Source organism: Zobellella denitrificans, assembly GCF_002237365.1.
In the GTDB taxonomy this organism is placed as follows: Bacteria; Pseudomonadota; Gammaproteobacteria; order Enterobacterales; family Aeromonadaceae; genus Oceanimonas; species Oceanimonas denitrificans.
The window spans coordinates 1-21,158 of sequence record NZ_NMUO01000051.1 but is presented as its reverse complement, the minus strand read 5'-3'; the positions used below and the strand labels follow the sequence as shown (position 1 = coordinate 21,158).

The following is a 21,158-nucleotide window of genomic DNA, read 5'->3' as shown; positions in this document are numbered from 1 at the left end:
TGGGCGTGAGGCGCCTAACGCCTAACGCCTCACTTCAAATTGCGTCTTTTATGTGGAAACGTGAATTTACACTGGACTCTTTGAACCAACTGTCAGAGAATACGCTCGCAGCCCAGTTGGGCATGACCTTTTGTGACGTGGGTCACGATTATCTGCGCGGCAGTATGCCGGTCGACCATCGCACCCACCAGCCTCTTGGCATGTTACATGGCGGCGCTTCCGTAGCGCTGGCCGAGACCCTGGGTTCAGTAGCTGCCAATATGTGCGTTGAAGCGGGTTATTATTGCGTTGGTCTGGAGGTTAACGCAAATCACGTCCGCGCCAAGCGAAGCGGCCTTGTCATAGGTACCGCACGTCCCCTCCATTTGGGCGCGACGACACAAGTCTGGCAGATCGACATCCATGATGAGAAAGATCGACTGGTTTGTACCAGCCGGTTGACCATGGCGGTGTTGAGACAAAAACGGCCAGATTAGCCTTGTGAATCTTTGTGTGACACACACTGTGTGAAGGGAAGCCCTCACCCCCGGTGAGCAATGGGTTGTCCCTGGCCTTTTACTGTATCAGTCCGCCGACATTTTATTTATTTCGGAACTGTTAAATGACAAATACTTCTGTTGTACCTGCTTTCGCTGACCTCGGCCTGGCGCCTGCCGTTCTTCAAGCTCTGACCGATGCCGGTTACGAGCAGCCTTCTGCCATCCAGGCCGCCGCCATCCCCACCCTGCTGACCGGGCGGGACGTGCTGGGTCTGGCGCAAACCGGTACCGGCAAAACCGCCGCCTTCGCCCTGCCGATGCTGAGCCGTATCAGCGGCGGCAACGCCTATCCCCAGGTGCTGGTGCTGGCGCCGACCCGTGAACTCGCCATCCAGGTGGCCGAGTCCTTTGAAAACTACGCCAAGTACCAGAAAGACATTCGCATCCTGTCCATCTACGGTGGCCAGGCCTACGACAGCCAGATCCGCGCCCTCAAGCGTGGTGTCGACGTGATCGTCGGTACCCCGGGCCGGGTGATGGATCACATGCGTCGCGGCACCCTCAAGCTCGACAACCTGCAGGCCCTGGTGCTGGACGAAGCCGACGAAATGCTGCGCATGGGCTTTATCGACGACGTCGAGTGGATCCTGGAGCACACGCCCGAGAGCCGCCAGATCGCCCTGTTTTCCGCCACCATGCCGCCGGCCATCCAGCGCGTGGCCCAGAAATACCTGAAAGATCCCCAGGAAGTGCGTATCGCCAACAAGACCCGCACCAATGCCAGCATCCGTCAGCGTTACTGGTTCGTGCGCGGCATGAGCAAGCACGAGGCCCTGTGCCGCCTGGTGGAAACCGAAGAGATGGACGCCATGCTGGTGTTCGTGCGTACCCGCAAGGATGCCGAAGATCTGGCCGAGATGATGGTGCGCGAAGGCCATGCCTGCGAAGCCCTGCACGGCGATATTCCCCAGAAGCTGCGCGAGAAGGTGGTCGATCGCCTGAAGAACGGTCGCCTGAACGTACTGGTGGCCACCGATGTGGTCGCCCGCGGCCTGGACGTGGAGCGTATCAGCCACGTGGTCAACTTCGACATGCCCCACGACAACGAGTCCTATGTGCACCGCATCGGCCGTACCGGCCGTGCCGGTCGCGAGGGCGACGCCATCCTGTTCGTGACCGGTCGTGAAAAGCGCAACCTGTTCAACCTGGAGCGCCACACCCGCCAGCCGATCGAAGAAATGCAGATGCCGTCCGCCGACGACATCAACAAGATCCGTGCCGAGCGCTTCAAGTCCCGCATCCGTGCCAGCGTGGAAGCCGACGAGCAGGCCCTGGCCCCCTTCGTGGCGATGATCGACGAACTGCAGGCCGACGGCATGGACACCGCCCAGCTGGCGGCCGGCCTGGCCCGCCTGCTGCAAGGCGACCGCCCGCTGTTCGTGGAAGACCGGCCGATGGCGGCCCGCCGCCCCGACGTGCGTGAAAGCCGTGACGGTGGCCGCGAGCGCTTCGAGCGTGCCGAGCGTGCCGATCGTCCCCGCGCCGCCCGGGGCGGCAAGGATGATGTCTCCGGCGTGGTGATGGAAACCTTCCGCGTCGACGTGGGCCGGGTGCACGGCGTCAAGCCGGGCCACCTGGTCGGCGCCATCGCCAACGAGGCGGATCTGGAATCCCGTTACATCGGCCAGATCCAGATCCACGACGACTTCTCCACCGTGGACCTGCCCGAGGGCATCCCGGCCGAGATCCAGCAGGTGCTGCAGAAGGTGCGCGTCTGCCAGCGTCCGCTGAACCTGGCCAAGTACGAAGGCGGCCCGCTGCCCCGTCGCAGCTTCCGTGGCAACAACGACGACCGCGGCGGCAAGTTCCGCCCCCGTCGCAACGACAAGCGCCTGAACGGCTAACCGCCGTTTTGCGCCAGGTCTGAAAAGCCCGCCGGTATTCCCGGCGGGCTTTTTTGTTTTATCACGGGCGTGGAGGCGTGGAGGCGTGGAGGCGTGGAGGCGTGGAGGCGTGAGGGGAAAGGGGCTTTCCTCTTCGAGGCGAGTGCCGAACCACCGAGTTGCTCCCATGTTCCCTTGGCTTTGAAGGCGTACACCGCCCTGGAGCGCAGGCGGCTCGCCTGCTTTCCCGCGTAGCGGGAACCCTTGGGCCCACCAACCACACCCAAGCAATGGGCATAACACCCATGCGGGCGGGCCGCCCGCGTTCCAATGCCCTGTGCATCCCTCGGCAAAGGTGCAACTTCCATGCGGTCGGGCCGCCCGCGCTCCAATGCCCTGTGCATCCACTCGGCAAAGGTGCAACTTCCATGCGGGCGGGCCGCCCGCGCTCCATTAGCCCGTGCCATACCTCGGCTCTAGCGGGTACGTCGCTCCATCACGCCTAACGCCGAACGACGCGCACAAAAAAGCCCCGCCGGAGCGGGGCTTGAGATCAGCCGAAGCGCATCAGTTGGCCAGGGATTCCGGCAGGTGCTCGCGAATACTGGCCAGCATCGCCTTCAGCACCTTGGGGTTGGCGCACACCACATTGCCGCTGCGCTCATGGTTGTGGCCGCCGACGAAGTCGGTGACGATGGCGCCCGCTTCCCGGGCGATCAGGCTGCCGGCGGCGGAGTCCCAGGGCTTGAGGCCCAGCTCCCAGTAACCGTCCACCCGGCCGGCGGCCACATAGGCCAGATCCAGGCTGGCGGCGCCGGCGCGGCGGATATCGGCACACTGCAGGAACATGGCCTTGAACATGGCCAGGTAGGCGTCGGCCTGGTGTTTCTGCTTGAAGGGGAAACCGGTGGCCAGCACGGTATTGGACAGATCCTTGGCCTTGCCGGTGCGGATACGGTAGCCGTTCAACTGGGCACCGGCACCGCGGCTGGCGGTAAAGAGTTCATCACGAATGGGATCGTAGACCACCGCCTGTTCGGTACGGCCCTTTACCCGCAGGGCGATGGACACCGCGAAGTGGGGAATGCCTTTCATGAAGTTGGTGGTGCCATCAAGGGGGTCGATGATCCACTGATAGTCCGGATTGCTGCCGGTCAGCTCGCCACACTCTTCACCGATAATGGTGTGCTCCGGGTAGGACTTGCGGATGGTGTTTACCACGGCGTTTTCCGCATCAAGATCGATATTGGTAACAAAATCGTTCTGGCCTTTTTGGCGGCTTTCCAGGTTGTCCGGATTGGCGAAACCTTTGACGATAACTTGACCGGCGTTACGCGCAGCGCGCACCGCAATATTCAGCATCGGATGCATATCAGTGAACCCACTTGATGTTAAAGAACGAAATTTGAGCGGCGAATTATACCAGCGTACCCGGGCCAGGCAAGGACTAAATGGCGCCCCTCGGCGGAACCCCGGCGCCTGGGAGGCGCCTCTTCATACGCAGGAGCGGATAAAAAAATGGGAAGAGAGGCCAATGGCGCCCGCGGAGGCGGGAAAGCCAGCTATCTTTGATGTAGTGGTGGCAACAAAAGAGACTCAAACATGAACAAACGGATATTGTTATCCTTTGTGCTGTTATCCGTTCCGGCCTATGCGGAAGTGGGGGTGGTGGTCGGAGCAGGCAGCGGGGACGGGGCGGATCGCTACACCCTGGGGGTGGAATGGATGGAAAACTGGCGCAGCCTGGGGGCGGGGCAACTGGCCTATGGCGTCGGTTTCGACAGCAGCTACTGGGAGCTGGACGACGATGATCTGGTGCAACTAAGCCTGGTGCCGACCCTGCGCTACCTGTCCGGCGATGACCAGGGGTTCCGTCCCTTCGTGTTCCTGGGGGTGGGGCCGGCCTGGATCAGCGATACCCGGCTCGGTCGACGCCAACTGTCCAGCCAGTTCCAGTTTTCCAGCCGGGCCGGCGTCGGGGTGGCGCTGGAGCAGCACAGCCTGGCCCTGGAGGGCTGGCACCTGTCCAATGGGGGCATCAAGCAACCGAACGATGGCCTGAGTTCCTGGGGCGTCAGCTACCGCTATAATTTCTGATTAGAAAATCTAGGCCTGGACATTATAAAAGGTCGTTCAGGCCGCTATTGCCAGTCAATCTCTCCATTCATTATGATGCGATCCAAGTCACAGTCTGCCCGACCGGGCACTTTTTGGAGATCGCGGCCATGTCGGGCCTGTCCTTGGTATTACTCACCGTATTGATGGTCGCTTCCGGTCAGATGACCCAGACGCTCTATGTTCCCGCCATGGGCGACATGGCGGCCGAGCTGCAGGTGGCGAGCGACAGCCTGCCGCTGGTGATGGCGTTCTACTTGATCCCGTATGGATTATTTCAGTTTATCTATGGCCCGCTGTCCGACCGTTTTGGCCGACGCCCGGTCCTGCTGGCCGGGCTGTCCATCTATATGCTGGGTTCGGCGCTGATCCTGGCCTGGCCGGTGTTTCCCATGCTCTTGCTGGGCAGCTTTATCCAGGGCGCCGGCACGGCGGCCGCGGGCAGCCTGTGCCGCAGCCTGATGCGGGACAAGTTCGAGGGCACCGATCTGGTGCGCTACAACGGCTATGTCTCCATGGGCATCATGCTGGCGCCCTTGCTGGCGCCGCTGATCGGCGGCTATCTCAACCTGTACTTCGGCTGGCAGTCCATGTACTGGTTCCTGCTGGGCCTGGGGCTGGCTATCACCCTGGTGATGGTGTTCTTCTTCCGGGAGACCCTGCCACCGGCGCGGCGCCATGCCCAGCCCATGCTGCCGGCCTATCAGTATGTGCTGCACGACGCCGGCTTTCGCCGTCAGCTTGGCATGCTGATCGCCACCTTCGCCGGCGTCATCCTCTATGAGGCGGTGTTCAGCGTGCTGGTCGGCAAACAGAGCAACCTGAGCAGCGCCGAAATCAGCCTGCTGTTCATTATGCCGCTGCCGCTGTATTTCGCCGGCGCCATGCTGGCATCCTGGAAAGCCGCGAGCTGGTCCCTCGCCCGGCTGCAGTGGATTGCCACCACCGGCCTGTTGCTGGGAGCGGCCATGGTGCTGCTGTCCGCCTTCGAGCCCGCCTTGAGCGTGGCCGGCCTGGTGCTGGGGGGCAGTGTCTATTTTGCCGGTGCCGGTCTGTTGTTCCCGGTGGCCACTTCCAGGGCGGTTGCGCCCTTTCCCCAGCACAGCGGCACCGCCGGTGCCCTGCTGGGCGGCAGCTCCAACCTGGGGGGCGGCCTCTTCCTGCTGGTTCAGGGGGGCTTGCCGGAGATGAACCAGCTGGTGCTGGGTGGCCTGCTGCTGGCCTTTGCCGGGTTGGTGGCCTGGTTCCTGATGCCGAGCCGGGAAGCCCTGCCGGAACACGGGGTATAAGGTGCCGGGACCGGGGAGGTTATATTGCCTGGTCCCCGGTCTTCAGCCTCAGGGCTGGTGGTGCAGCAGCACGAACTTGTCCCACAGCTGTTCCTCGCTTTCCCGGTGCTCGGGATCCTCGATGATGCAATCGATGGGACAGACGCTGATGCAGGTCGGTTTGTCGTAATGGCCCACGCACTCGGTGCACAGGGCCGGGTCTATCTCGTAGATCTCCGGGCCGAAGGAAATGGCGCCATTTGGACACTCCGGTTCGCACATATCGCAGTTGATACAGCTATCTTTGATTAATAACGCCATTTCAATAACTTACCTTTAATTTCCTGCCTTTTCAGCGGTTTACCTTGATTCCGCTTTCCGCACTATTGCGCACCATCTGTATATTAATACAGTATAAAGAACCTTGGCGAACCCCGACCAGCAACACAAAGCGGCAACGCAAGGCTGATTTCGGCCTGGTGAAAAGCCGTATGTGTGAGCCTGGGGCGGATGCCGCTTGACTGCGAGGATTCACGATGGCGCGAACTGTAACACAATCACCCGATCCCACCCAAGATGGCGATTATCTGGCCGCTTTGAAGCGGTGGGAGTCCTGCAAGCCACCCTACACCAGCTCGCACATGCGGACCTGTGTTGCGGCGGGCAAGATCATCCTGGCGGCGTCGGGCAAGGCGCGGCGGTCGAAGTACGAGAAGGAGAGTTACCTGCGCATCGATTTCAGCAAGGCCGGCAAGGTGACGTTTTACGCCGAGTTCCCCAAGGCGATGGGACTGAAGGGGCGAAAACTGGGGGAGTGGCCGGAGCTGGCCCTGGCCATTGCCCGGGAGAAGGCGGCCGAACTGGCCGCCGGCGGGCTTAAGTCCGATGCGGTGCACGCGGTGATCGAGGCCTACGAGCGCGACCTGGCGGCGAAGGTGGCACGGGGCAAGCTGGGGGAGAACAGCTTGCGCACCTACCTATGCCGCACGGCCCTGGTGCGGCAGGCGTTCGGCGAGCGGGAGACCTTCGCTGACGTGACCTACCCCCGCCTGGTGGAGGTGGTGGACGAGTGGATAGTCACCCGCAGCAACAACCACGCCCTGGAGCTGTTCGCGGAGCTGCGGCGAGTCTGGAAGTGGGCGTCGCCGCTGTATAGCAACGGCAATAACATAGCGGCCAGTGTGCCGGATGATTATGTCTCTTCCCGGGTACAGCACCCCACACCCACCCGGTTATTTACCGATATCGAGTCCATCGGCAGGCTATGGATGAACGTCGCCGCCTGCACCTCTATTCATCAGAAAAACGCCATGCGCTTTATGATCTTGACCGGGGTTCGCCCGGTTAACGTGTGCAATTTGAAATGGGAATACATCAGCGGCGATATGAGAGAAATCACCTACCCGGAAGGGGTTACCGGCATGCGTGGGGCGATGAAGACCCAGAAGGAGTTTCGGCTGCCGGTTACCGCCGCGATGAAAACCATCCTGGAAGAGCAGGCGGCCTGGCGGGATGCGGCGCCGGCTTGCAACAGGGACTATGTGTTTTTGCAGCCGCGCGATCCGATGCTGCCTTTTGCCAAGCGGTCACTGGACAAGCTGATCAAAACCTACAGCCCGGAAGGGGCGGTGAAAGGGGTGCGGCACGACGGCACGGTAAAGGGGCGGGCGGGGGCGTTCAACACCCTTTGCCGGAAGTTTCTAAAAAGCAACGTGATCGCGCAGATGCGGGCCAGGGGCTACTCCCGGTCGGATACCCGGGAGATCAGCCAGCTGTGCCTGCACCATTCCGACAAGAGTGCCGACCCCATGGCCGAGCATTACGACTTTTCGGATGAAATACTGCAGGAAGAAATGGCGCTGAAGCGCCAGGCCTTCGAAGCCCATGAGGCCAGCATCCTGGCCCAGGTGGCGCTTGTCCGGCGGCGGCGCGGTCAGTAGGTGCTGCGGCATTTTTCGATAAAGGCCAGCACGTTGCGGCGCTCGTAACGCACCAGCTTGTGGGTGAAGCGGATGGGGGCCAGCAGGTGACGGTGCCGGTGGCTCTGGTTCCACTGTCGCAGGGTCTTGGGGGTGATGCCCATCATTTCGCTGACCTGCTCCGGGGTGAGCAGGGCGTCCTCGGTGGTGGTTTGCTGCATTGGTGTCACTCCTTATTCTTGTGACATGTCACGGCGTGACATGTCACAACTCTAACTGTTTTGCTTGTTCGGTATGCCAGCAACGGCTGTCGCCCTTGAGCAACCCGGCGCAGCCCTGGGGCAGGGCGCTGTTGCAGTGGGCGCAGGCGCCCAGCTCGGCCAGCTGGCCTTGCAGATGCTGCCAGCTGCGGTGGATCAGCAGGCTGATGAACTCGTCGGCGGTGTAGGGGCCGCGCACGCCGCCCCGGATTTCACACAGCTGCTGCAGCCGCTCCAGTTCTGCCGGGCCCAGCATGACCTCAACCTTGGTGATGCCGGCCGCCCTGGCGGCGGCGCGGCTTTTGCGTTTGCGTTCGGTGGGGGTCACTGCGCCACCTCGCCTCTGCCGCTGCCGTCACAGCCTTCGCAAATGTCGCCAGCCTCGGTGCAGCCGTAGCCACAGCAGACGGAGCACAGTTCGTGGTCGGGGTGGTTTGGCTTTCTGGCCATCCGCATGATCTTATTCAGGGCCGCCTGGGCTTCTTTGCGTTCCCGAGTGGCTTGATCCGAGAACTGTTTAAAGGCCCTCATGGTGGCCATGAACAGGGTGGTGCCATCGAACACCTGCACCTCATCCCCAGTCAGTGTGATTTTCCAGCCAGTTTCCCCCGGTGCGACCTCGACGGTTTTGGCTTCCACTTTCAGCCCTTGCTGAGCCACAAACCAGAGCATGTGCTCTACGGTGAATCCGCTGTATTTAGCCATCATTCTTTCTCCATCATTCTATTCAGTGTTGCCCGGCACTTTTCGCGCTCGGCGGGTTCCAGGGTGTTGAGCCAGGCGGTGATGCGCTGGCGGTCGCGGGTGTTGAGCCACTGGCGGCACCGCTTGTGCCGGTCCAGGCTTTCGGCTTTTTGGGCCGCCCAGGCGGCCTCTTGCTCGGGGGTGGTCTGGCCCATGGTCAGTTTCCCCCTGCTGCGGATTCACACAGTCCATAAGCACTAGCGCACCCTTCGCCGGGGTCGAGCATGGCGATCAGGTCGAACGTGCGACCTCCCTTGCCGGTCATGGACCACTCCACCACGTTGTGGATGCTGAGCCGGGCCTGTGCTTCAGCGTGGCTCAGTCCCTTGACGCTTCCGGGCATCTTGCTCGGTCCAAAAAAGCTGCTGCCTTGGCGTTTACTGGCCTGGCTGACCAGGCGCTCCCATTCCGCCACCCTGTCCACTTCTTCCGGGTACCGCTTGGATATGGCCTGAAGCTCATTCTTGCGGCAGTTTATGCAGGGCATACAGCCGACCCTGCTCATACCCTGTTCGTAGAGCGGATTCCACTTCACGCCGTGTTTACGGTGGAAGTCAAAAACGTCCTGAGCTGCCCAGTCAAGGATCGGCCGATAGGCAAATAGGCCATCACCGATTTCCTCCTGCTCTACCAGCAGGGCGCGATCTGGGCTTTCATCACGACGAACCCCCTGCCAGCTGTATACATCCTGGGTGTCAGGGTCGTTCAACAGCGGGGCGAGAACCTGCTCCTCTATAGGTTTTTTCTTTAACTCTGTGGTGCAAAACCGGGCCTTCATCGAAGGGAATCTTCCCTTCCACATGCACAGATCAAGAAACGGGATCCCCGTGGGGTGTAGCACCGCTAGGGCGTTCTGGATGACCTGCTCGCTGACCCCTTCAGCTCTCCACTTGGTCTGCACGACTTCACGCTGGCGGGCAATCTGCCGGCTGAAGTCCGGCTTGATGCGCTCGATGGTGAGCTGCAGGCGGGCCTCCAGATAATCCAGATAGCGGTATACCTCCGGGTGTTCGTGACCTGTGTCGGCGAATACAGTCCGCATGTTTTCGGCGCCGCGCTCGATGGCCAGCAGCAGGAGCGCCGTGGAGTCCTTGCCGCCGGATACTGATACGATGTTGTGATCTAGGGCCATGGTCAGCCCTCCCTCAGCTTGTAGCAGGTGACGATCACCGGGCCGGCGGCGACGAAGGCGAAGCCGTCGGGGGTGAGCAGCAGGCGCTGGCCGGTGCTGGGCCATTTGCCGGCCTTGCGCAGGCGGGCCTTGGTGGCCGGGCGGGCGCGGCTGAGGTCGGCCACCATAAACAGCGGGTGGCGGCAGCGGCGCTCCTGGTAGCGCTCTGCGGCGTGGTGGGTGATCTGGTAGTTCATCATGCAAACGCCTCCATTCCTTCGTCTTCATCGTTGCCCCAGCCGGCATCACGCTCTTGCCAACTGGCCTCGTACTCCATTTGCTCGACCAGTTCGGTGACCTGGTCGAGCGCCAGTTGCTGGTGCTGCGCGGGGATGGCGGCCAGCCAGTGCTCGATGTCGCCGCCGCGGTGCAGCAGTTGCTGGGCGTCGCGGCGGTAGCGGGCGGCGCGGTCGCGCTCGATGGCGTCGAATTCCCTGGTTTCCCACTCGGCCAGGGGATCCTGTGCCGGGTGCAGGCCGGGCCGTTCCCGGCTGACGCTCAGCGTGTTGTTGCGGATGCTGATAAAGAGGCCGTCCATGGTGATGACGGCGCCGGCTTCCAGCCGCTGGCGGTCTGTTTCGTCCAGGCCGAGGAGGGCCAATTCCTTTGATAAGGGATCTTTCACTGCCGTTTGAGATCCCCCCGTACAGTTATTGTCAGAACTCCAAGGGGCGCGGCTGCCGCCGCTTGAACCCCGCTCGCTGCGCTCGCCAAGACCCGTGCGGGACAATTCCCAACCCTGGTGGCGGGTTTGCGCCTCGGCTTGCCCAATCAGGATCCCGGTGGTGATGCCGTTGACGCTGATGGTCACGTCGGCGGTGCGCAGGCCAAAGAGCTTGGGCACGTCTTCGCCGTACTTGCTGGCGGCCGGCTTGATGATGTTGGCCAGCTTGATCAGGTGCTCGCTTTTGGGCAGCTCCAGCCCGCCCATGCTCAGCACAAAGTCGGCCCAGCGGGCGCGGTCGGCGGCGATGCGGGCGTTTTCCAGCACGGGGTTGGCGGTGGCTTCGCGCAGGCGGCGCAGCTCGCGCCACACTGTCACGCTGGGGCCGCCAATTTGCTGAAACTGGCGGATGCCCCACCAGCTGGCCCAGGCGGCGACGTTGGCGGCGGTGTTGTTGGCGGCGGTGCCGGTTTCTTCGTCGATGCCGACCTTGAAGCCGTCGATGTTCTTGGCGATGTACTTGGCGATATAGCCGGTGGCCGAGCCCTTGGCGGGGTCGATGGCGCGCCAGTCGAAGCGGGGCTTGTAGCTGTTGGCCAGCTCGGTCTTGTCGTGCTCGCAGGCGTAGCGGCGCAGCACCCAGCGCAGCAGGCGGCGCTGCTGGGGGCGAACGAACAGCAGCAGGTGCCAGTGCGGGGTGCCGTCGTGGTGCGGCTCCACCACCCGAAAGCCGTAAAAGCGCACGCCCAGGCGGGCCAGCTTGGCGCGGGCCTTGGCCCACTGGCCGCACAGATAGTGCTGGGTCTGGCGGGGGTTGGCGCCGTCGTAGCGCGGGTTTTGCACGGTCTTTTTGTTGCGGGCCACGGTCCAGGCGTGGAAGCGGCTGGGAGCGGTCCAGGTGTAGAACTCGCCTACCCAGCCCTGGTCTTCTGCCAAATCTTCAAAGCCGCGCATCCGCACCATGAGTTCGTGGCGGCGGATCTCCGGGTTGGCGACGCTGCCGGCCACGGCCTCGGCGAGAGGGACTTCATAACCCAGCTCCTCGTTGATGGCGAACATGGTTTGCAGCCAGGCGGCACCGGCGCGCTTGCGGGCCTGGTAGTCCTGCAGGGCGCGCTCGGACACGTAGGGGCTTACGCCGCGGCGGACCCGGCCGACCAGGATTGCGACGTGCTCGGCGTAGCGGCGCCAGGCCTTGGTGATTTGCCGCTCCCACCACTCGGGATCCTGCAGGCGGGCGAGGGCACTGGCGGCCATGTCGAGCTGGCGGTCGTTGGCCTCGTCCTTGATTACCGGCAGCAGCGGGGAGATGCCCCACTTGCGGGCCGGCTCCAGGGCGGCATCCAGCAGCTGCTGGACGGGCACCACCTGGGTGAAGTCGGCGGTTTGGTCCTGGATGATGGCGGCCACGGCGTTGGCCCACTCGCGGGCGATGTTGGCCCGGCTGAGTTCGTTGGCCACCATGCGCAGGGGCAGGGGGAAGCGGGCGGCGTGGGCCTTAATTTGCTCGACGCTCTTGCGCAGCCAGATGTTGGCACTGCGGGCCTGGTTGCGGCCCAGACGGCGCTGGTATTCGCGGAACAGGGCGCTGGCGGCGTGGTCTTCCACCTGGGCCAGCAGATCCTCGGCCCAGCGCAGGTTTTCCTGTTCGTGGTGCTGCTGGAACAGCTCGCGCTTGACCGGCTGGCCGGCGACGCGGCGGCCTTGCTGCTTTTCTGGCGGGGCGAAAAAGCCGGCCAGCTCTTCGGCGGTGTAGGTGTAGGCAGTCACAGCACCACCTCCCCAAGCCGGTGCACCGGGGCGGTTTTGCGCCACCAGGCGCCGATGGCGCGGGCGATGGGCAGGGCGTTCAGGCCCAGGGCCTGCCAGTAGAGGCTGCGGATGGTGCCCAGGTCGAGGATCAGTCGGTCGCGGGCGCTGTTGCGGCCCGGCCGGCGGGCGGCGGGCAGCTCGAAGCACTCTTGCCAGTGGCGCCAAAAGTCGGCCTTGGCCTGCCGCCAGTGGGCGCGCAGGTGGTCGGTGGCGTTAAGCTTACGCTCGCTCATGCCACCCCCTTGGTCACTCGGCCAAAGGTATGTACAGCCAGTTGAATGGCCACGCTGTGCTTGCTGGGCTCATGGTGTTGCTGCATACGGTTTAGCGTGGAGCAAAGAGCAGCGTTGCGGGCCTTGAAGATCTGACTGCTGCTGAAGCCAGCGCGGGCAGCTTCGGCGGCCAGTCTCATGCGTTCTTCATCCGCAAAGCTGGCACGATTCATGTCGAGACGGGTGGCGCGGTAAAACCCGTGGAACAGATCGCGTTCAGTCATGGCAATTCTCCAGCAGCAGGTTGCGGATACGGGCAACGTCAGCGGCACAGGCGATGCCCAGGCGGCGTTGGTTGCCGGCGCTATTCAGGGCTGCGGCTGCCCCTTCCCGGTCGCCCAGTTGGCGACGGGCGGCGGCCTGCTCCAGATCTTGGCGAGCAAAGGCCAGAAAGTACGCCTGCTGCTGTGCGGCGTTAGCCAGCCTGGCCAACCAGAACTCCATATCACTGCGCTTCATGCCTGCACCCCCATGGCGGTGATAGGAGCCAGCACCCGGTGCTGCTCCAGTTGATGCATTCGGTTGGTGATTTGCTGGTACATGGCCAGGGCGCCCAGTTCATCGGCCAGCTCGGCCAGCACTTCCAGGGCGCACTCGGTGGCAAACTCGACGCTGCGGGACTGCCCTACCCGCACCAGCTGGTTAAAGTTGTGGATGCGGTCGTTGGCCGCTTTGCGTATTGCGTTAAGCTGTGTCATAGTTTTCTCGTATTCATTGGCGTGGATACACATCCGAAGGCCGCCTCCAGTTACCGCTGGGCGGCCTTCACCTTTTCTGCCCGCTGCCTGAGCAGCTGCGCCTGCTGGGCCAGCAGTTCCCGGCGCCTGTCTTCTTCCTGCTGTTCTTCGATTGCTTCATCCGCCACGCCGGCAAAGTCGGCGATATGCAGCCATTCGCCCCGGTCGGTGGCGGCCATGGCGGCCATGGCCTGCTTGAGTGCCACCACGGCGCGGCGGATGGCTTCGCGCTCGTCGTCGGTCATTTGTGCCAGTGGCTTGTCCCAGTACAGGGCCGGCTTGAGGGCGGCGGCGCGGCAGATGCCTTCGCGCACGGCGCGGGGCTGGCTGCTCCACCAGCTGGCGATGCGGCAGCGGCCCAGCAGGTGGCGCATGTGGTTAATGGCCAGCTCGCCGGCGGGCTGGGTAATGGCGCGATAGGCGGTCATGCGGCACCTCCTGGGGCAGTAGTGCCCAGCACGCCGGCCAGCCAGTCCCACAGCCGGCGACGGCGGTGGATGCGCCGTTTTCTGTTGTGCTGAACGGGCAGGCAAATCCAGCTGCCGTCTTGGCGCTCGACAAAGCCGGGGCGGTGGCGATGAGTGATCACCTCGGGCCGCAGCGGCGTGGTGCAAACGGGGGCCTGTACCCGCAGCAGACGGGCGGTGGTGATGTGGTTCATGGCGTGGCTCCTATCCGGTAATGCCCGGCACCACCGAGCTGGCCAGGGTGTCCAGCGCTACGGTGATGCCAGGAATGGCGTGAAAGCGGGATTCTACGTCGTGCACAAAGAGGGCGAGGGCGCCGATCATGGCGGTGGCCCGGTTGACGGCCTGGTCGCGGGCCTGGCGGTTTACCTGCCCGGTCTGCTGGGCCTCGATGGCGTGACGGGCCAGTTCACCGGCGGTGGCGGTGATCTCCAGCGCCTGGTGGGTGAGCGGGGTCTGGCTGGCGGCGTGGCTGGACTTGGGCAGCTGGATGCCGCTCATGTCCAGTTCCAGCAGCAGGCCCTGCACCAGGGTGTGGTCGCCGGTCACGCGGGCGGCGTCTATCACGTTTTTTACCGTGGGCTCGCCGGTCTGCTCGATGGAGAGCTTGTTGATCCACAGCTGGGGCTTGATGCCCATGGCGCGGGCCACGTCGCTTTGATTGTGCGCGGCCTTGAAGCGGGTGATGGCCGATTCCCAGTGCGGGTACTCGGTACCGAATTTATCCAAATGAGGCTTATACATTTGTTGGCATCCTTGGCGTGGTTGAATAAGCGTGTGGCTTAGGTTGGTTGCTGGGTGGGCTCTTGATCTGCCACGTTCTTGCCCAATGTCTTGATCTCGAAGGCCTCAATGGCACTTCCGCTGCCATCAACCCTGACGTAGATGCGCCTTTCGCTTTTGAGCATCTGCGACAAGGCCCCTTGGGAGACCCCGATCATCCGGGCCACGGCGCCTTGGCGCTTGCCCTTCACGTACTTGCGGAGAGGGATTTGGTTCATGATTAACACCCGTGGTGATTCATACGCAGTAAACATTAGCTCAGGTGATTTTTTAGAGCAAGTAAAAATCACTAGCGGTGTTTGTGATTTTATTAGCAGAGCTGATAAAAATGACCTTATGAATAGCTCCGCAACTCCACCGGCGAAGAAGGGACTGTCAAAGACCCAGCTTGATGACGCCAGCAGACTCAAGGCGGCTTACCATGCCCGGAAAAAGGTGTTGGCTGAGCAAGGTGTCAAGCTAACCCAAGAGGAGCTTGCTGCTCGCTGTGGGTGGTCTGGACAAAGCGCTGTCAGCCAGTTCATGACCGGCAAGACCGCGCTCAGCCTGGAAGCGCTTTTACGCTTGAGTAAGGAGCTTGCTGTATCCCCAGCTGATATCAGTCCCTCATTGGCGGCTAAGCTCGGGTTACCCGAGAAAATGCGCCCAAGCGCCTTTTCCAATGTGGAACCTGCCACCCTTGGCACTCACCAGATACCGGTGCTGAGTTATGTGCAGGCGGGGCAGTTGACCGAGGTGCTGGAAATCCGTGAGGTAGACGGCGGCCTGGAGTATGTGCAGGCCGATGACGATATTGGTGAGCGGGCCTTTGGCATGCGCATCAGCGGCGACTCGATGACACCGGTATTCGACGAGGGCGACCTGGTGATTATCGATCCGGACATCGACCCGGTGCCCGGCGACTATGTGGCGGCCAAGAACGGCAGCCGGGAGGCCACTTTCAAAAAGTACCGTCCCCGCGGCTTTAACCAGGACGGGGTGGAATATTTCGAACTGGTACCGCTTAACGAGGACTACGCCCCGATCCGCTCGGACATGTGCCCGATTGCCATCATCGGCACCATGGTCGAGCACAGGAAGTACAGACGAAAACGACGATAACCAATAACAACAGCACGGAGAGCAGAATGATAAAAAGATCCATTGCGTCCGCTTTTATTGCGCTAACACTGGCATCCCCGGCGCTCGCCATTGAAATCAGGAATACCGAAGACTGCCAGGCGGCCCAGCGAGCCCAGGACGGAATTGATGATCTAGGTTTTGACGCCCTCCTTCAGGAGGCCATGACCGGAAGCTATGGCAACTATGCTGAATGGAAGAGCAGCAAGCTAACACCCACCATCAAGACATTCGAGCAGCGATTCCCACTTACTCCCGCTGATGCCATGAGGCTGCCGAACTACGCCAGCTTTGTGACCGAGTTTAGCTTTAGAACTGAGCAGATGGCCTATCACATCCACCAGATGCAACGACACAAGGAAGGTTCGAAAGAATTTGAGCAGTACCGCAGTTCCGCAAGAGTTCATCTGAATGCCATGAACGAGACGATGGCCAGATTCAGAAAAGATTGCATCATCGAGTAACCATTCAGCAAATAGAGCTAAACGCTATGGCATTAAAACCCTGCAAAGAATGCAAAAAAGAAGTTTCCACCAGCGCCAAGACCTGCCCTTACTGTGGAGTAAAGCACCCCACGGTAACCGCCATGCAGGGCTGCCTTGGCGTTATTTTTTTGATGATCATATTGTTCGCTATCTCTTCTTTTTTTGGTGACTCTTCCGAACCTAAATCAAACAGCCAGACTAGCGGCGAGCAGAAAAAGAAACCTTCTACTACAGAACAGTGCTCCCTTAACGATTCCCAATGCCTGTTTACCCAGCACAACTTGAAGGCAACTATAGATTGCAAGCCTCTTATTCAGCGGCTTGCCAAGTATGACTACAAGTGGAGCGACGGCATGTTAACGCCTACGTTTTCTCATTTCCGCCATGACGCTGCCGCCAACACCATGACCTATATCGGTGATCAGATCAGAATGGTCAACGGCCTGGGTAACGAAATCCGTCACACCTACGAATGTGTTTACGACATGGGCGCCCAAAAAATTGTTGATTTCAGCGCCAAGCCCGGGCGAATACAGTCTTAAAGGCCCTGCTAGTGACTACCTCTAACATTGAACGCTTTGATCAGATAGTGGCGCAGGTGCTTGGGGATTTGTATACCTCGTTTCCCTGCCCTGCCACTCTTAAGGCGACAAGCTACATTGAGAACGCGCTCGCTTATAACGATTTTTTGGGCGCGGAAGTGATTACTGGGGACGGAGAGTTTTTTAATAACTCGCTGGGCTGGTTGGCCCAGGCCGGTTATTTGCGGTGTTCCCAAATTGACGCCCAGCTCGGCATTGCCGGCGGAGTTGTGCTAACCGCCAAGGGACTGGAGGCGCTAAGGGCCGTTCCTGCCAGCCTGGAGGGCAAATGCAGCCTGGGGGAGCGACTGGCAACACAGGCCAAGAGCAGCGGAGCCGATGCCATCCGGTCCCTGGTTGGCGAGGTGATCGGCGCAGCTGTGCGCGGCGCCACTGGCGTATAAAACCCGCCGGATGGCGGGTTATTTTATTCGACCTCGTCCCACTCGGTGATCAGCTCGATTTCCGATTTTGGCGGCAGTTCCGCCAGCTCCCGGATTAGGTACTCGATGGTCTCCAGGGCTTCCTCACGGGTGAGGATGATGATTCGCTTCGCCTCGCTGCCGTGCAATTCAATGGTTTTCATGGTCATTATCCTGGCAGGCCGCATCCAGTGTTTTCAGTACCCATGCAGATAGCTTCATACCCTCGCGCTGGGCTTTCTTGACGTAGCGCGCCTTGACCTGGCTGTTAAGCCGGATCTGCATCTGGCTGTCCGCCGGCAGCTCGCCCTGGGCGTTGAGGTTGCCCAGGTTGCCGTGAAAGCCCCGCGGCGGCCCGCCTTCCACGCCATCCCGGTAGCCATCGCCCAGCTCCTGACGGTGGCCATCCAGGGCCAGCCACTGCTGGTGCTCGGCCTCGGTGCCGAACTTCTCGCCGTGGAAGTGGCGACGCAGGCCGCGCTGATAGCCGGCCGCGTAGTCGCCGCCGATGGTCTTGGCGGCGTACATATAGGTTTTGAATTTGCCTTCGTTCATGATCCCTCCAGATGCAAAAAGGGCGGCCAGTGCCGCCCTTGTCCGTATCAGTATTCGCTTTCTTCCAGAACCTCTACCAGACGCCCCTGTTTCTGGATGCTGTTTCCGTTTTCATCGTGAAGATGGACGTTGACCACTTCTCCGATAAAGTCGGATGCGTGTTGTCCGTCGAGGGTGTCGCTGTGGATGGTGCCGACGGTGTCATCTGCGAGCAGTACGGTGTAAATCATGGTGCTTTCCTTTTGTCCCGGTTCCGCCGGGGCGGTGAACTGTCCGTCAGTTCATGATTCAAATATAATCCCTCCCGATTTGATTGTCAATACAAACAATCTGATTTATTCCGGTACCGATGATCTTTTTTGAAATCTGCTCACCGACGGCGTTCAGTTCTGGCGCGGCTTGCGGGCTGGGCGGTTTTTCACCCTGCCGGTGCCTTCCCCCACGTAAACGAGACGAAGCCCAGGCCCGGCGCGGCTTTGCCGATCCTGCCGCTGATCTTGCTTGCCCCTAATTCCTTCATTTTCGTGCAATTCTCTTCACTGGTTGCAGATCCTCAGATCAAGCCGAGATCCCAATAACGGCGCGGCCTGGCGGTGGCGTTTGCACTCCCGCAGAATTTCCCGATTTTTACCACGCAAAGCGCGAAGGCGGGCGCGGAGGAGCGCGGTTTTCGTGGGGCGAGCGCGTGCGTGGGCGGTTGCCGTGGCGGCGGCGGGCCGGGCTTAGCATATAGCGGCTGGGCTTAGCATATAGCTGGAGAGCTTGGCATATAGCAGCGGGGTGGGGATACAAGAAGGCGGCCGCTGTGGGCCGCCTGGGTGGGTGTGACAGGTGTTTAGCCGGTGAAGCTTTGCAGGTTGCCCTTGATGGTGCCGATGTTGCCGGCGTGGCCGGCCACCTGGCCCTGGACGTTGGGCGGCTGGTGGTGGTCGGGGTGGGTGTGGCCGTCGAGCTTCTGCAGGGCCTCCTGCACGTTGGCCATCATGCTGATCATCAGGGCCAGCATGTTGTGGGTGCCGTTGCCCAGCACGATGCTCTGGCCCTGGATCACCTGGGCCTGGGCGGTGCTGGTCTTGTTGCCGGTGATCTGTTCGGTGGTGTTTCCCTGGGTGGTGCGCTGTTCGTTGCCCTGCACGGTGAGGCTGCGATTGCCCTGGATGGTGGTGGTGCTGTTGCCGCCGATGCCGTGCTGGTAGTCGCCGCCGGTCACGTCGACCCGCTCGCCGGCGGCCACCAGGTGCAGGTTGGCCAGGGTGGCCAGTTCGATATCGTCGCCGGCGAGCAGCTCGATGGCACCCAGTGCCTCGATCAGCTTGCGGCCGGCCACGGCCTCGGTGCTGTGCTGGGCCACGGTGGCGTGCTGGCTGCCGAACTCGCCGTGGTAGTCGTCGGCCTGCTGGGTGAGCTGGGCGGCGATGTGGTGGATGGCCTGGTCGGTGGCCAGGGTGTGGTTGCCGGCCGGATCGGTGCGCTGGAATACCTCGGCCCGCTGCTGCTGCAGCTGCTCGCCGGGCTGGATATCGGGCAGGGGCCAGCCGGTGCCGAGCACGGTGCGGATAAAGGGCTGGTCGGCGCGACCAAAGGCGAAGCCCAGCTCCACCAGGGTGCCCGGTACCGGGTACTGGAATTGGCCCTGCTCGGGGCCGCCGAACAGCACCGGCAGCGGCACCGCCTGATAGACGGGCACGGCCTGGTCGGGCTGGCCGTTTTCGTCGAGCATCTGCACGTCCACGGCGTAGCGGGGGCGGAATGGGTCGTTGAGTTCGCCGGCCCGGGCGTGGTCGGCCACGGCGATGACCTGGCCGAACTGGGGCAGATGGAATCCGGCGGCCAGCTCGGGGTATTGCTGCTCCATCTGCCGCTGCTGGGGTGTTTTCTGGCTGCCGGCCCATTGCAGGCGCATGTGGGTACCGTCGAATTCCACCCGGGTGATCTGGTTGCCGTTGACCAGGGCGCCGGGGCGCAGGGCGGGGGAGGCGGGCACGGTGATGGTGTTGCCGCCGGCCTGGGCGCCGGTTTCGGCCTGGTCGATGGTGACCGGGCGGGACGGCCAGCGGGAGTGTTGATAGCTGCCGGCGTACAGGGTGCCGTCCTGCTGCTGGTACCAGCAGAAGTCGGGGATGTTGAAGGCCCGGCCGGCGTTCTGCAGCAACTGGGCGCCGGAGCCGGCGCTGGTGAAGTTGGGGATTGGGCGGTCGGTGTAGTCGGCGCCGGCGGGCAGCACGAAGGCAAGGCCGGTTTCTTCCCCCACCCACTCCAGCACCCGGCGAAAGGTGGCGTGCTGCAGGCTGATGGTGAGCCGGGTGCCGAGCACGAAGGCCAACTCCTTGATCACCAGCTTGGTATGGCCGTTTTCGGCCGGTACCGCCTTGGTGACGATGCCGGTGAAATAGGGCTCCATGCGCTGGCCGTAACCGATGTCGAGCTGCACCCGGTCGCGCACCTTGGCCTGACCGGCGACGGTGACGATGCCGCGGCCGGCGGCGGAGAGCTCCAGCATCAACTTGTCGTTGGCGAGGGTGACGGGCTGGCCGTTGATGTTAAGCCGTTTGTTCAGCTTCACTGTTTCCTCCCAGGGCGTCGTCCAGCTTTTTCAGGAATTTTTCGGTACGGGTCAGCTCCCGCTGTTGCTGTTCTGCGCCGTCCACTGTGCCGGCCGGGGCGACCGGCTCGGCGTTGGCGGTGCCCTGGGTGACCTGGGCTTCCGGCTGCGGGCGGCGCTGTTCGAGTTTTTCCGGCACCGACAGGTGCTCGCGAAGGGTGAAGGTAACGCGCCAGGCCAGCAGTCCCTCTTGCTCCGGGGCCATGATGCGGCCGACGAATTTGACCTGGTAGATCTTGACCGCTTCGGCCAGCTCGCAGCCGATGCGGTAGATTTTGCGCTCGTTGCCGTCGCCCTTGGCCTGGGCCAGCTCGAACAGTTGGGCCAGGCCGGTGGGGTCGGAGAAGGGGATCAGGCCGGTCACCTGCAGCTCCTTGCCCTTTTCGCCCTGTTCGGCGCCGTCGGTGCCGGAGGTCTGGCCGGAGGTGTCCTGCTCCTTGAATTCCATGCTCAGGCTGATGCGGGGGGACTTGAGGCGGATCAGCTCGCCATCCAGTGCAATCATGGCAGTAACTCCTCGAAAAAGGTGAGCGGCTGGGCCGAGGTGAGCAACACGGCGGCGGCATGCCCCCGCTCGTAGCCGGGCAGGCCGCCGGCGAGGGCGGCGGCGATGGCACCCGGGGTACCGGAGGCCGATACCCGGAACAGACTGCCGGAGAGGCCGGCCTTGATGTCCGCCAGGGCCAGCTGCTGCTCGTCCAGCCACAGCGCACGCCTGGCGGCCAGCGCTTCCAGCTTGCTTATGGGGCTGGCGGCGTCGCCTTCAACCGCCATCCGCTCAGCGAGCAGGCCTCTGCCCTGCTGTCCCTGCGCGACCAGT

Annotated in this window: 31 protein-coding genes and 1 pseudogene; 9 read left to right on the top strand and 23 right to left on the bottom strand. The window is 62.3% G+C overall.

Features of this window, described 5'->3' with window-relative positions; translation table 11 throughout:
• Positions 1–50: 50 nt before the first annotated feature.
• Positions 51–476 carry a hotdog fold thioesterase gene (locus tag CGX12_RS11890; protein ID WP_094040096.1) on the top strand — a complete coding sequence of 142 codons (426 nt, stop codon included), beginning with the start codon at positions 51–53 and terminating at the stop codon, positions 474–476.
• A 125-nt stretch (positions 477–601) separates the two neighbouring features.
• On the top strand, positions 602–2,383 hold the full coding sequence (locus tag CGX12_RS11885) for a DEAD/DEAH box helicase (RefSeq protein ID WP_094040095.1): 1,782 nt from the start codon (positions 602–604) through the stop codon (positions 2,381–2,383).
• A gap of 546 nt (positions 2,384–2,929) precedes the next feature.
• Here the strand turns inward: CGX12_RS11885 and suhB are convergent.
• Positions 2,930–3,733, bottom strand: coding sequence for an inositol-1-monophosphatase (gene suhB / locus CGX12_RS11880; protein WP_094040094.1), 804 nt, complete (start codon positions 3,731–3,733; stop codon positions 2,930–2,932).
• A gap of 231 nt (positions 3,734–3,964) precedes the next feature.
• Here suhB and CGX12_RS11875 point away from each other — a divergent pair, with 231 nt between their 5' ends.
• Positions 3,965–4,459 (top strand): acyloxyacyl hydrolase, encoded by a 495-nt coding sequence (locus tag CGX12_RS11875; protein ID WP_094040093.1) that lies wholly within the window; start codon positions 3,965–3,967, stop codon positions 4,457–4,459.
• Between the two features lie 128 nt (positions 4,460–4,587).
• Positions 4,588–5,766, top strand: a complete 1,179-nt coding sequence (locus CGX12_RS11870; protein ID WP_142995620.1) for an MFS transporter — start codon at positions 4,588–4,590, stop codon at positions 5,764–5,766.
• Positions 5,767–5,814: 48 nt separating this feature from the next.
• Here CGX12_RS11870 and CGX12_RS11865 read toward each other — a convergent pair whose 3' ends face one another.
• On the bottom strand, positions 5,815–6,066 hold the full coding sequence (locus tag CGX12_RS11865; RefSeq protein ID WP_094040091.1) for a YfhL family 4Fe-4S dicluster ferredoxin: 252 nt from the start codon (positions 6,064–6,066) through the stop codon (positions 5,815–5,817).
• Between the two features lie 320 nt (positions 6,067–6,386).
• Between CGX12_RS11865 and CGX12_RS11860 the strand changes: the two genes are divergently transcribed.
• Complete coding sequence (locus CGX12_RS11860) at positions 6,387–7,685, top strand: tyrosine-type recombinase/integrase (protein WP_217898167.1); 1,299 nt, start codon at positions 6,387–6,389, stop codon at positions 7,683–7,685.
• On the opposite strand, the gene CGX12_RS11855 is transcribed toward CGX12_RS11860, so the two are convergent.
• The 15 genes from CGX12_RS11855 to CGX12_RS11785 are packed head-to-tail and all read right to left on the bottom strand — an operon-like array spanning position 7,679 to position 14,792.
• Complete coding sequence (locus CGX12_RS11855; protein ID WP_094040089.1) at positions 7,679–7,885, bottom strand: helix-turn-helix domain-containing protein; 207 nt, start codon at positions 7,883–7,885, stop codon at positions 7,679–7,681. The genes CGX12_RS11860 and CGX12_RS11855 overlap by 7 nt on opposite strands.
• Before the next feature lie 43 nt (positions 7,886–7,928).
• Positions 7,929–8,252, bottom strand: coding sequence for a hypothetical protein (locus tag CGX12_RS11850; protein WP_094040088.1), 324 nt, complete (start codon positions 8,250–8,252; stop codon positions 7,929–7,931).
• A complete protein-coding gene (locus CGX12_RS11845) occupies positions 8,249–8,632 on the bottom strand; it encodes a hypothetical protein (protein WP_094040087.1) in 384 nt (127 codons plus the stop codon). The genes CGX12_RS11850 and CGX12_RS11845 overlap by 4 nt, the downstream gene beginning before the upstream one ends.
• A complete protein-coding gene (locus CGX12_RS11840) occupies positions 8,629–8,823 on the bottom strand; it encodes a hypothetical protein (protein WP_094040086.1) in 195 nt (64 codons plus the stop codon). Before CGX12_RS11840 ends, CGX12_RS11845 begins: the two co-directional genes overlap by 4 nt.
• Before the next feature lie 2 nt (positions 8,824–8,825).
• On the bottom strand, positions 8,826–9,800 hold the full coding sequence (locus CGX12_RS11835) for a phosphoadenosine phosphosulfate reductase domain-containing protein (RefSeq protein ID WP_094040085.1): 975 nt from the start codon (positions 9,798–9,800) through the stop codon (positions 8,826–8,828).
• Between the two features lie 2 nt (positions 9,801–9,802).
• Complete coding sequence (locus CGX12_RS11830) at positions 9,803–10,039, bottom strand: hypothetical protein (protein WP_094040084.1); 237 nt, start codon at positions 10,037–10,039, stop codon at positions 9,803–9,805.
• Positions 10,036–12,273 (bottom strand): replication endonuclease, encoded by a 2,238-nt coding sequence (locus CGX12_RS11825; protein WP_254918280.1) that lies wholly within the window; start codon positions 12,271–12,273, stop codon positions 10,036–10,038. The genes CGX12_RS11830 and CGX12_RS11825 overlap by 4 nt, the downstream gene beginning before the upstream one ends.
• Positions 12,270–12,548: a hypothetical protein gene (locus CGX12_RS11820; RefSeq protein ID WP_094040083.1), complete on the bottom strand. Its 279-nt coding sequence runs from the start codon at positions 12,546–12,548 to the stop codon at positions 12,270–12,272. Before CGX12_RS11820 ends, CGX12_RS11825 begins: the two co-directional genes overlap by 4 nt.
• Positions 12,545–12,811, bottom strand: coding sequence for a hypothetical protein (locus tag CGX12_RS11815; protein WP_094040082.1), 267 nt, complete (start codon positions 12,809–12,811; stop codon positions 12,545–12,547). Before CGX12_RS11815 ends, CGX12_RS11820 begins: the two co-directional genes overlap by 4 nt.
• Positions 12,804–13,046: a hypothetical protein gene (locus tag CGX12_RS11810; RefSeq protein ID WP_142995619.1), complete on the bottom strand. Its 243-nt coding sequence runs from the start codon at positions 13,044–13,046 to the stop codon at positions 12,804–12,806. Before CGX12_RS11810 ends, CGX12_RS11815 begins: the two co-directional genes overlap by 8 nt.
• On the bottom strand, positions 13,043–13,285 hold the full coding sequence (locus CGX12_RS11805) for a hypothetical protein (protein WP_142995618.1): 243 nt from the start codon (positions 13,283–13,285) through the stop codon (positions 13,043–13,045). Before CGX12_RS11805 ends, CGX12_RS11810 begins: the two co-directional genes overlap by 4 nt.
• A gap of 50 nt (positions 13,286–13,335) precedes the next feature.
• Positions 13,336–13,752, bottom strand: a complete 417-nt coding sequence (locus CGX12_RS11800; RefSeq protein WP_094040079.1) for a hypothetical protein — start codon at positions 13,750–13,752, stop codon at positions 13,336–13,338.
• Complete coding sequence (locus tag CGX12_RS11795) at positions 13,749–13,985, bottom strand: hypothetical protein (protein ID WP_094040078.1); 237 nt, start codon at positions 13,983–13,985, stop codon at positions 13,749–13,751. Before CGX12_RS11795 ends, CGX12_RS11800 begins: the two co-directional genes overlap by 4 nt.
• A gap of 10 nt (positions 13,986–13,995) precedes the next feature.
• On the bottom strand, positions 13,996–14,535 hold the full coding sequence (locus CGX12_RS11790) for a phage regulatory CII family protein (RefSeq protein ID WP_094040077.1): 540 nt from the start codon (positions 14,533–14,535) through the stop codon (positions 13,996–13,998).
• A gap of 38 nt (positions 14,536–14,573) precedes the next feature.
• Entirely contained in the window at positions 14,574–14,792 is a 219-nt protein-coding gene (locus CGX12_RS11785) for a Cro/CI family transcriptional regulator (RefSeq protein ID WP_094040076.1), read from the bottom strand.
• Here CGX12_RS11785 and CGX12_RS11780 point away from each other — a divergent pair.
• Genes CGX12_RS11780 through CGX12_RS11765 form a run of 4 tightly spaced genes read left to right on the top strand, consistent with a single transcriptional unit; the run spans position 14,791 to position 17,163 of the window.
• Positions 14,791–15,675, top strand: a complete 885-nt coding sequence (locus CGX12_RS11780; protein WP_254918279.1) for a LexA family protein — start codon at positions 14,791–14,793, stop codon at positions 15,673–15,675. The genes CGX12_RS11785 and CGX12_RS11780 overlap by 2 nt on opposite strands.
• Positions 15,676–15,701: 26 nt before the next feature.
• Positions 15,702–16,157, top strand: a complete 456-nt coding sequence (locus tag CGX12_RS11775) for a hypothetical protein (RefSeq protein ID WP_094040074.1) — start codon at positions 15,702–15,704, stop codon at positions 16,155–16,157.
• A 26-nt stretch (positions 16,158–16,183) separates the two neighbouring features.
• Positions 16,184–16,720, top strand: a complete 537-nt coding sequence (locus tag CGX12_RS11770) for a hypothetical protein (RefSeq protein ID WP_142995616.1) — start codon at positions 16,184–16,186, stop codon at positions 16,718–16,720.
• A gap of 11 nt (positions 16,721–16,731) precedes the next feature.
• A complete protein-coding gene (locus CGX12_RS11765; protein ID WP_094040072.1) occupies positions 16,732–17,163 on the top strand; it encodes a hypothetical protein in 432 nt (143 codons plus the stop codon).
• 23 nt (positions 17,164–17,186) lie between these two features.
• Here CGX12_RS11765 and CGX12_RS19875 read toward each other — a convergent pair whose 3' ends face one another.
• From CGX12_RS19875 to CGX12_RS11740, 6 genes and pseudogenes are all read right to left on the bottom strand, one after another.
• On the bottom strand, positions 17,187–17,345 hold the full coding sequence (locus CGX12_RS19875) for a hypothetical protein (protein ID WP_176442050.1): 159 nt from the start codon (positions 17,343–17,345) through the stop codon (positions 17,187–17,189).
• The gene (locus CGX12_RS11760) at positions 17,332–17,736 is read right to left on the bottom strand and encodes a hypothetical protein (RefSeq protein ID WP_094040071.1); all 405 of its coding nucleotides are present in this window, start codon (positions 17,734–17,736) and stop codon (positions 17,332–17,334) included. The genes CGX12_RS19875 and CGX12_RS11760 overlap by 14 nt, the downstream gene beginning before the upstream one ends.
• Positions 17,737–17,783: 47 nt before the next feature.
• On the bottom strand, positions 17,784–17,966 hold the full coding sequence (locus tag CGX12_RS11755; RefSeq protein ID WP_094040070.1) for a hypothetical protein: 183 nt from the start codon (positions 17,964–17,966) through the stop codon (positions 17,784–17,786).
• 605 nt (positions 17,967–18,571) lie between these two features.
• The gene (locus CGX12_RS11750; RefSeq protein WP_094040069.1) at positions 18,572–20,299 is read right to left on the bottom strand and encodes a hypothetical protein; all 1,728 of its coding nucleotides are present in this window, start codon (positions 20,297–20,299) and stop codon (positions 18,572–18,574) included.
• Positions 20,277–20,843: a baseplate complex protein gene (locus CGX12_RS11745; RefSeq protein ID WP_094040068.1), complete on the bottom strand. Its 567-nt coding sequence runs from the start codon at positions 20,841–20,843 to the stop codon at positions 20,277–20,279. Before CGX12_RS11745 ends, CGX12_RS11750 begins: the two co-directional genes overlap by 23 nt.
• Positions 20,840–21,158: pseudogene (locus tag CGX12_RS11740) on the bottom strand (hypothetical protein); the annotation flags it as partial. The gene CGX12_RS11745 and the pseudogene CGX12_RS11740, both read right to left, overlap by 4 nt.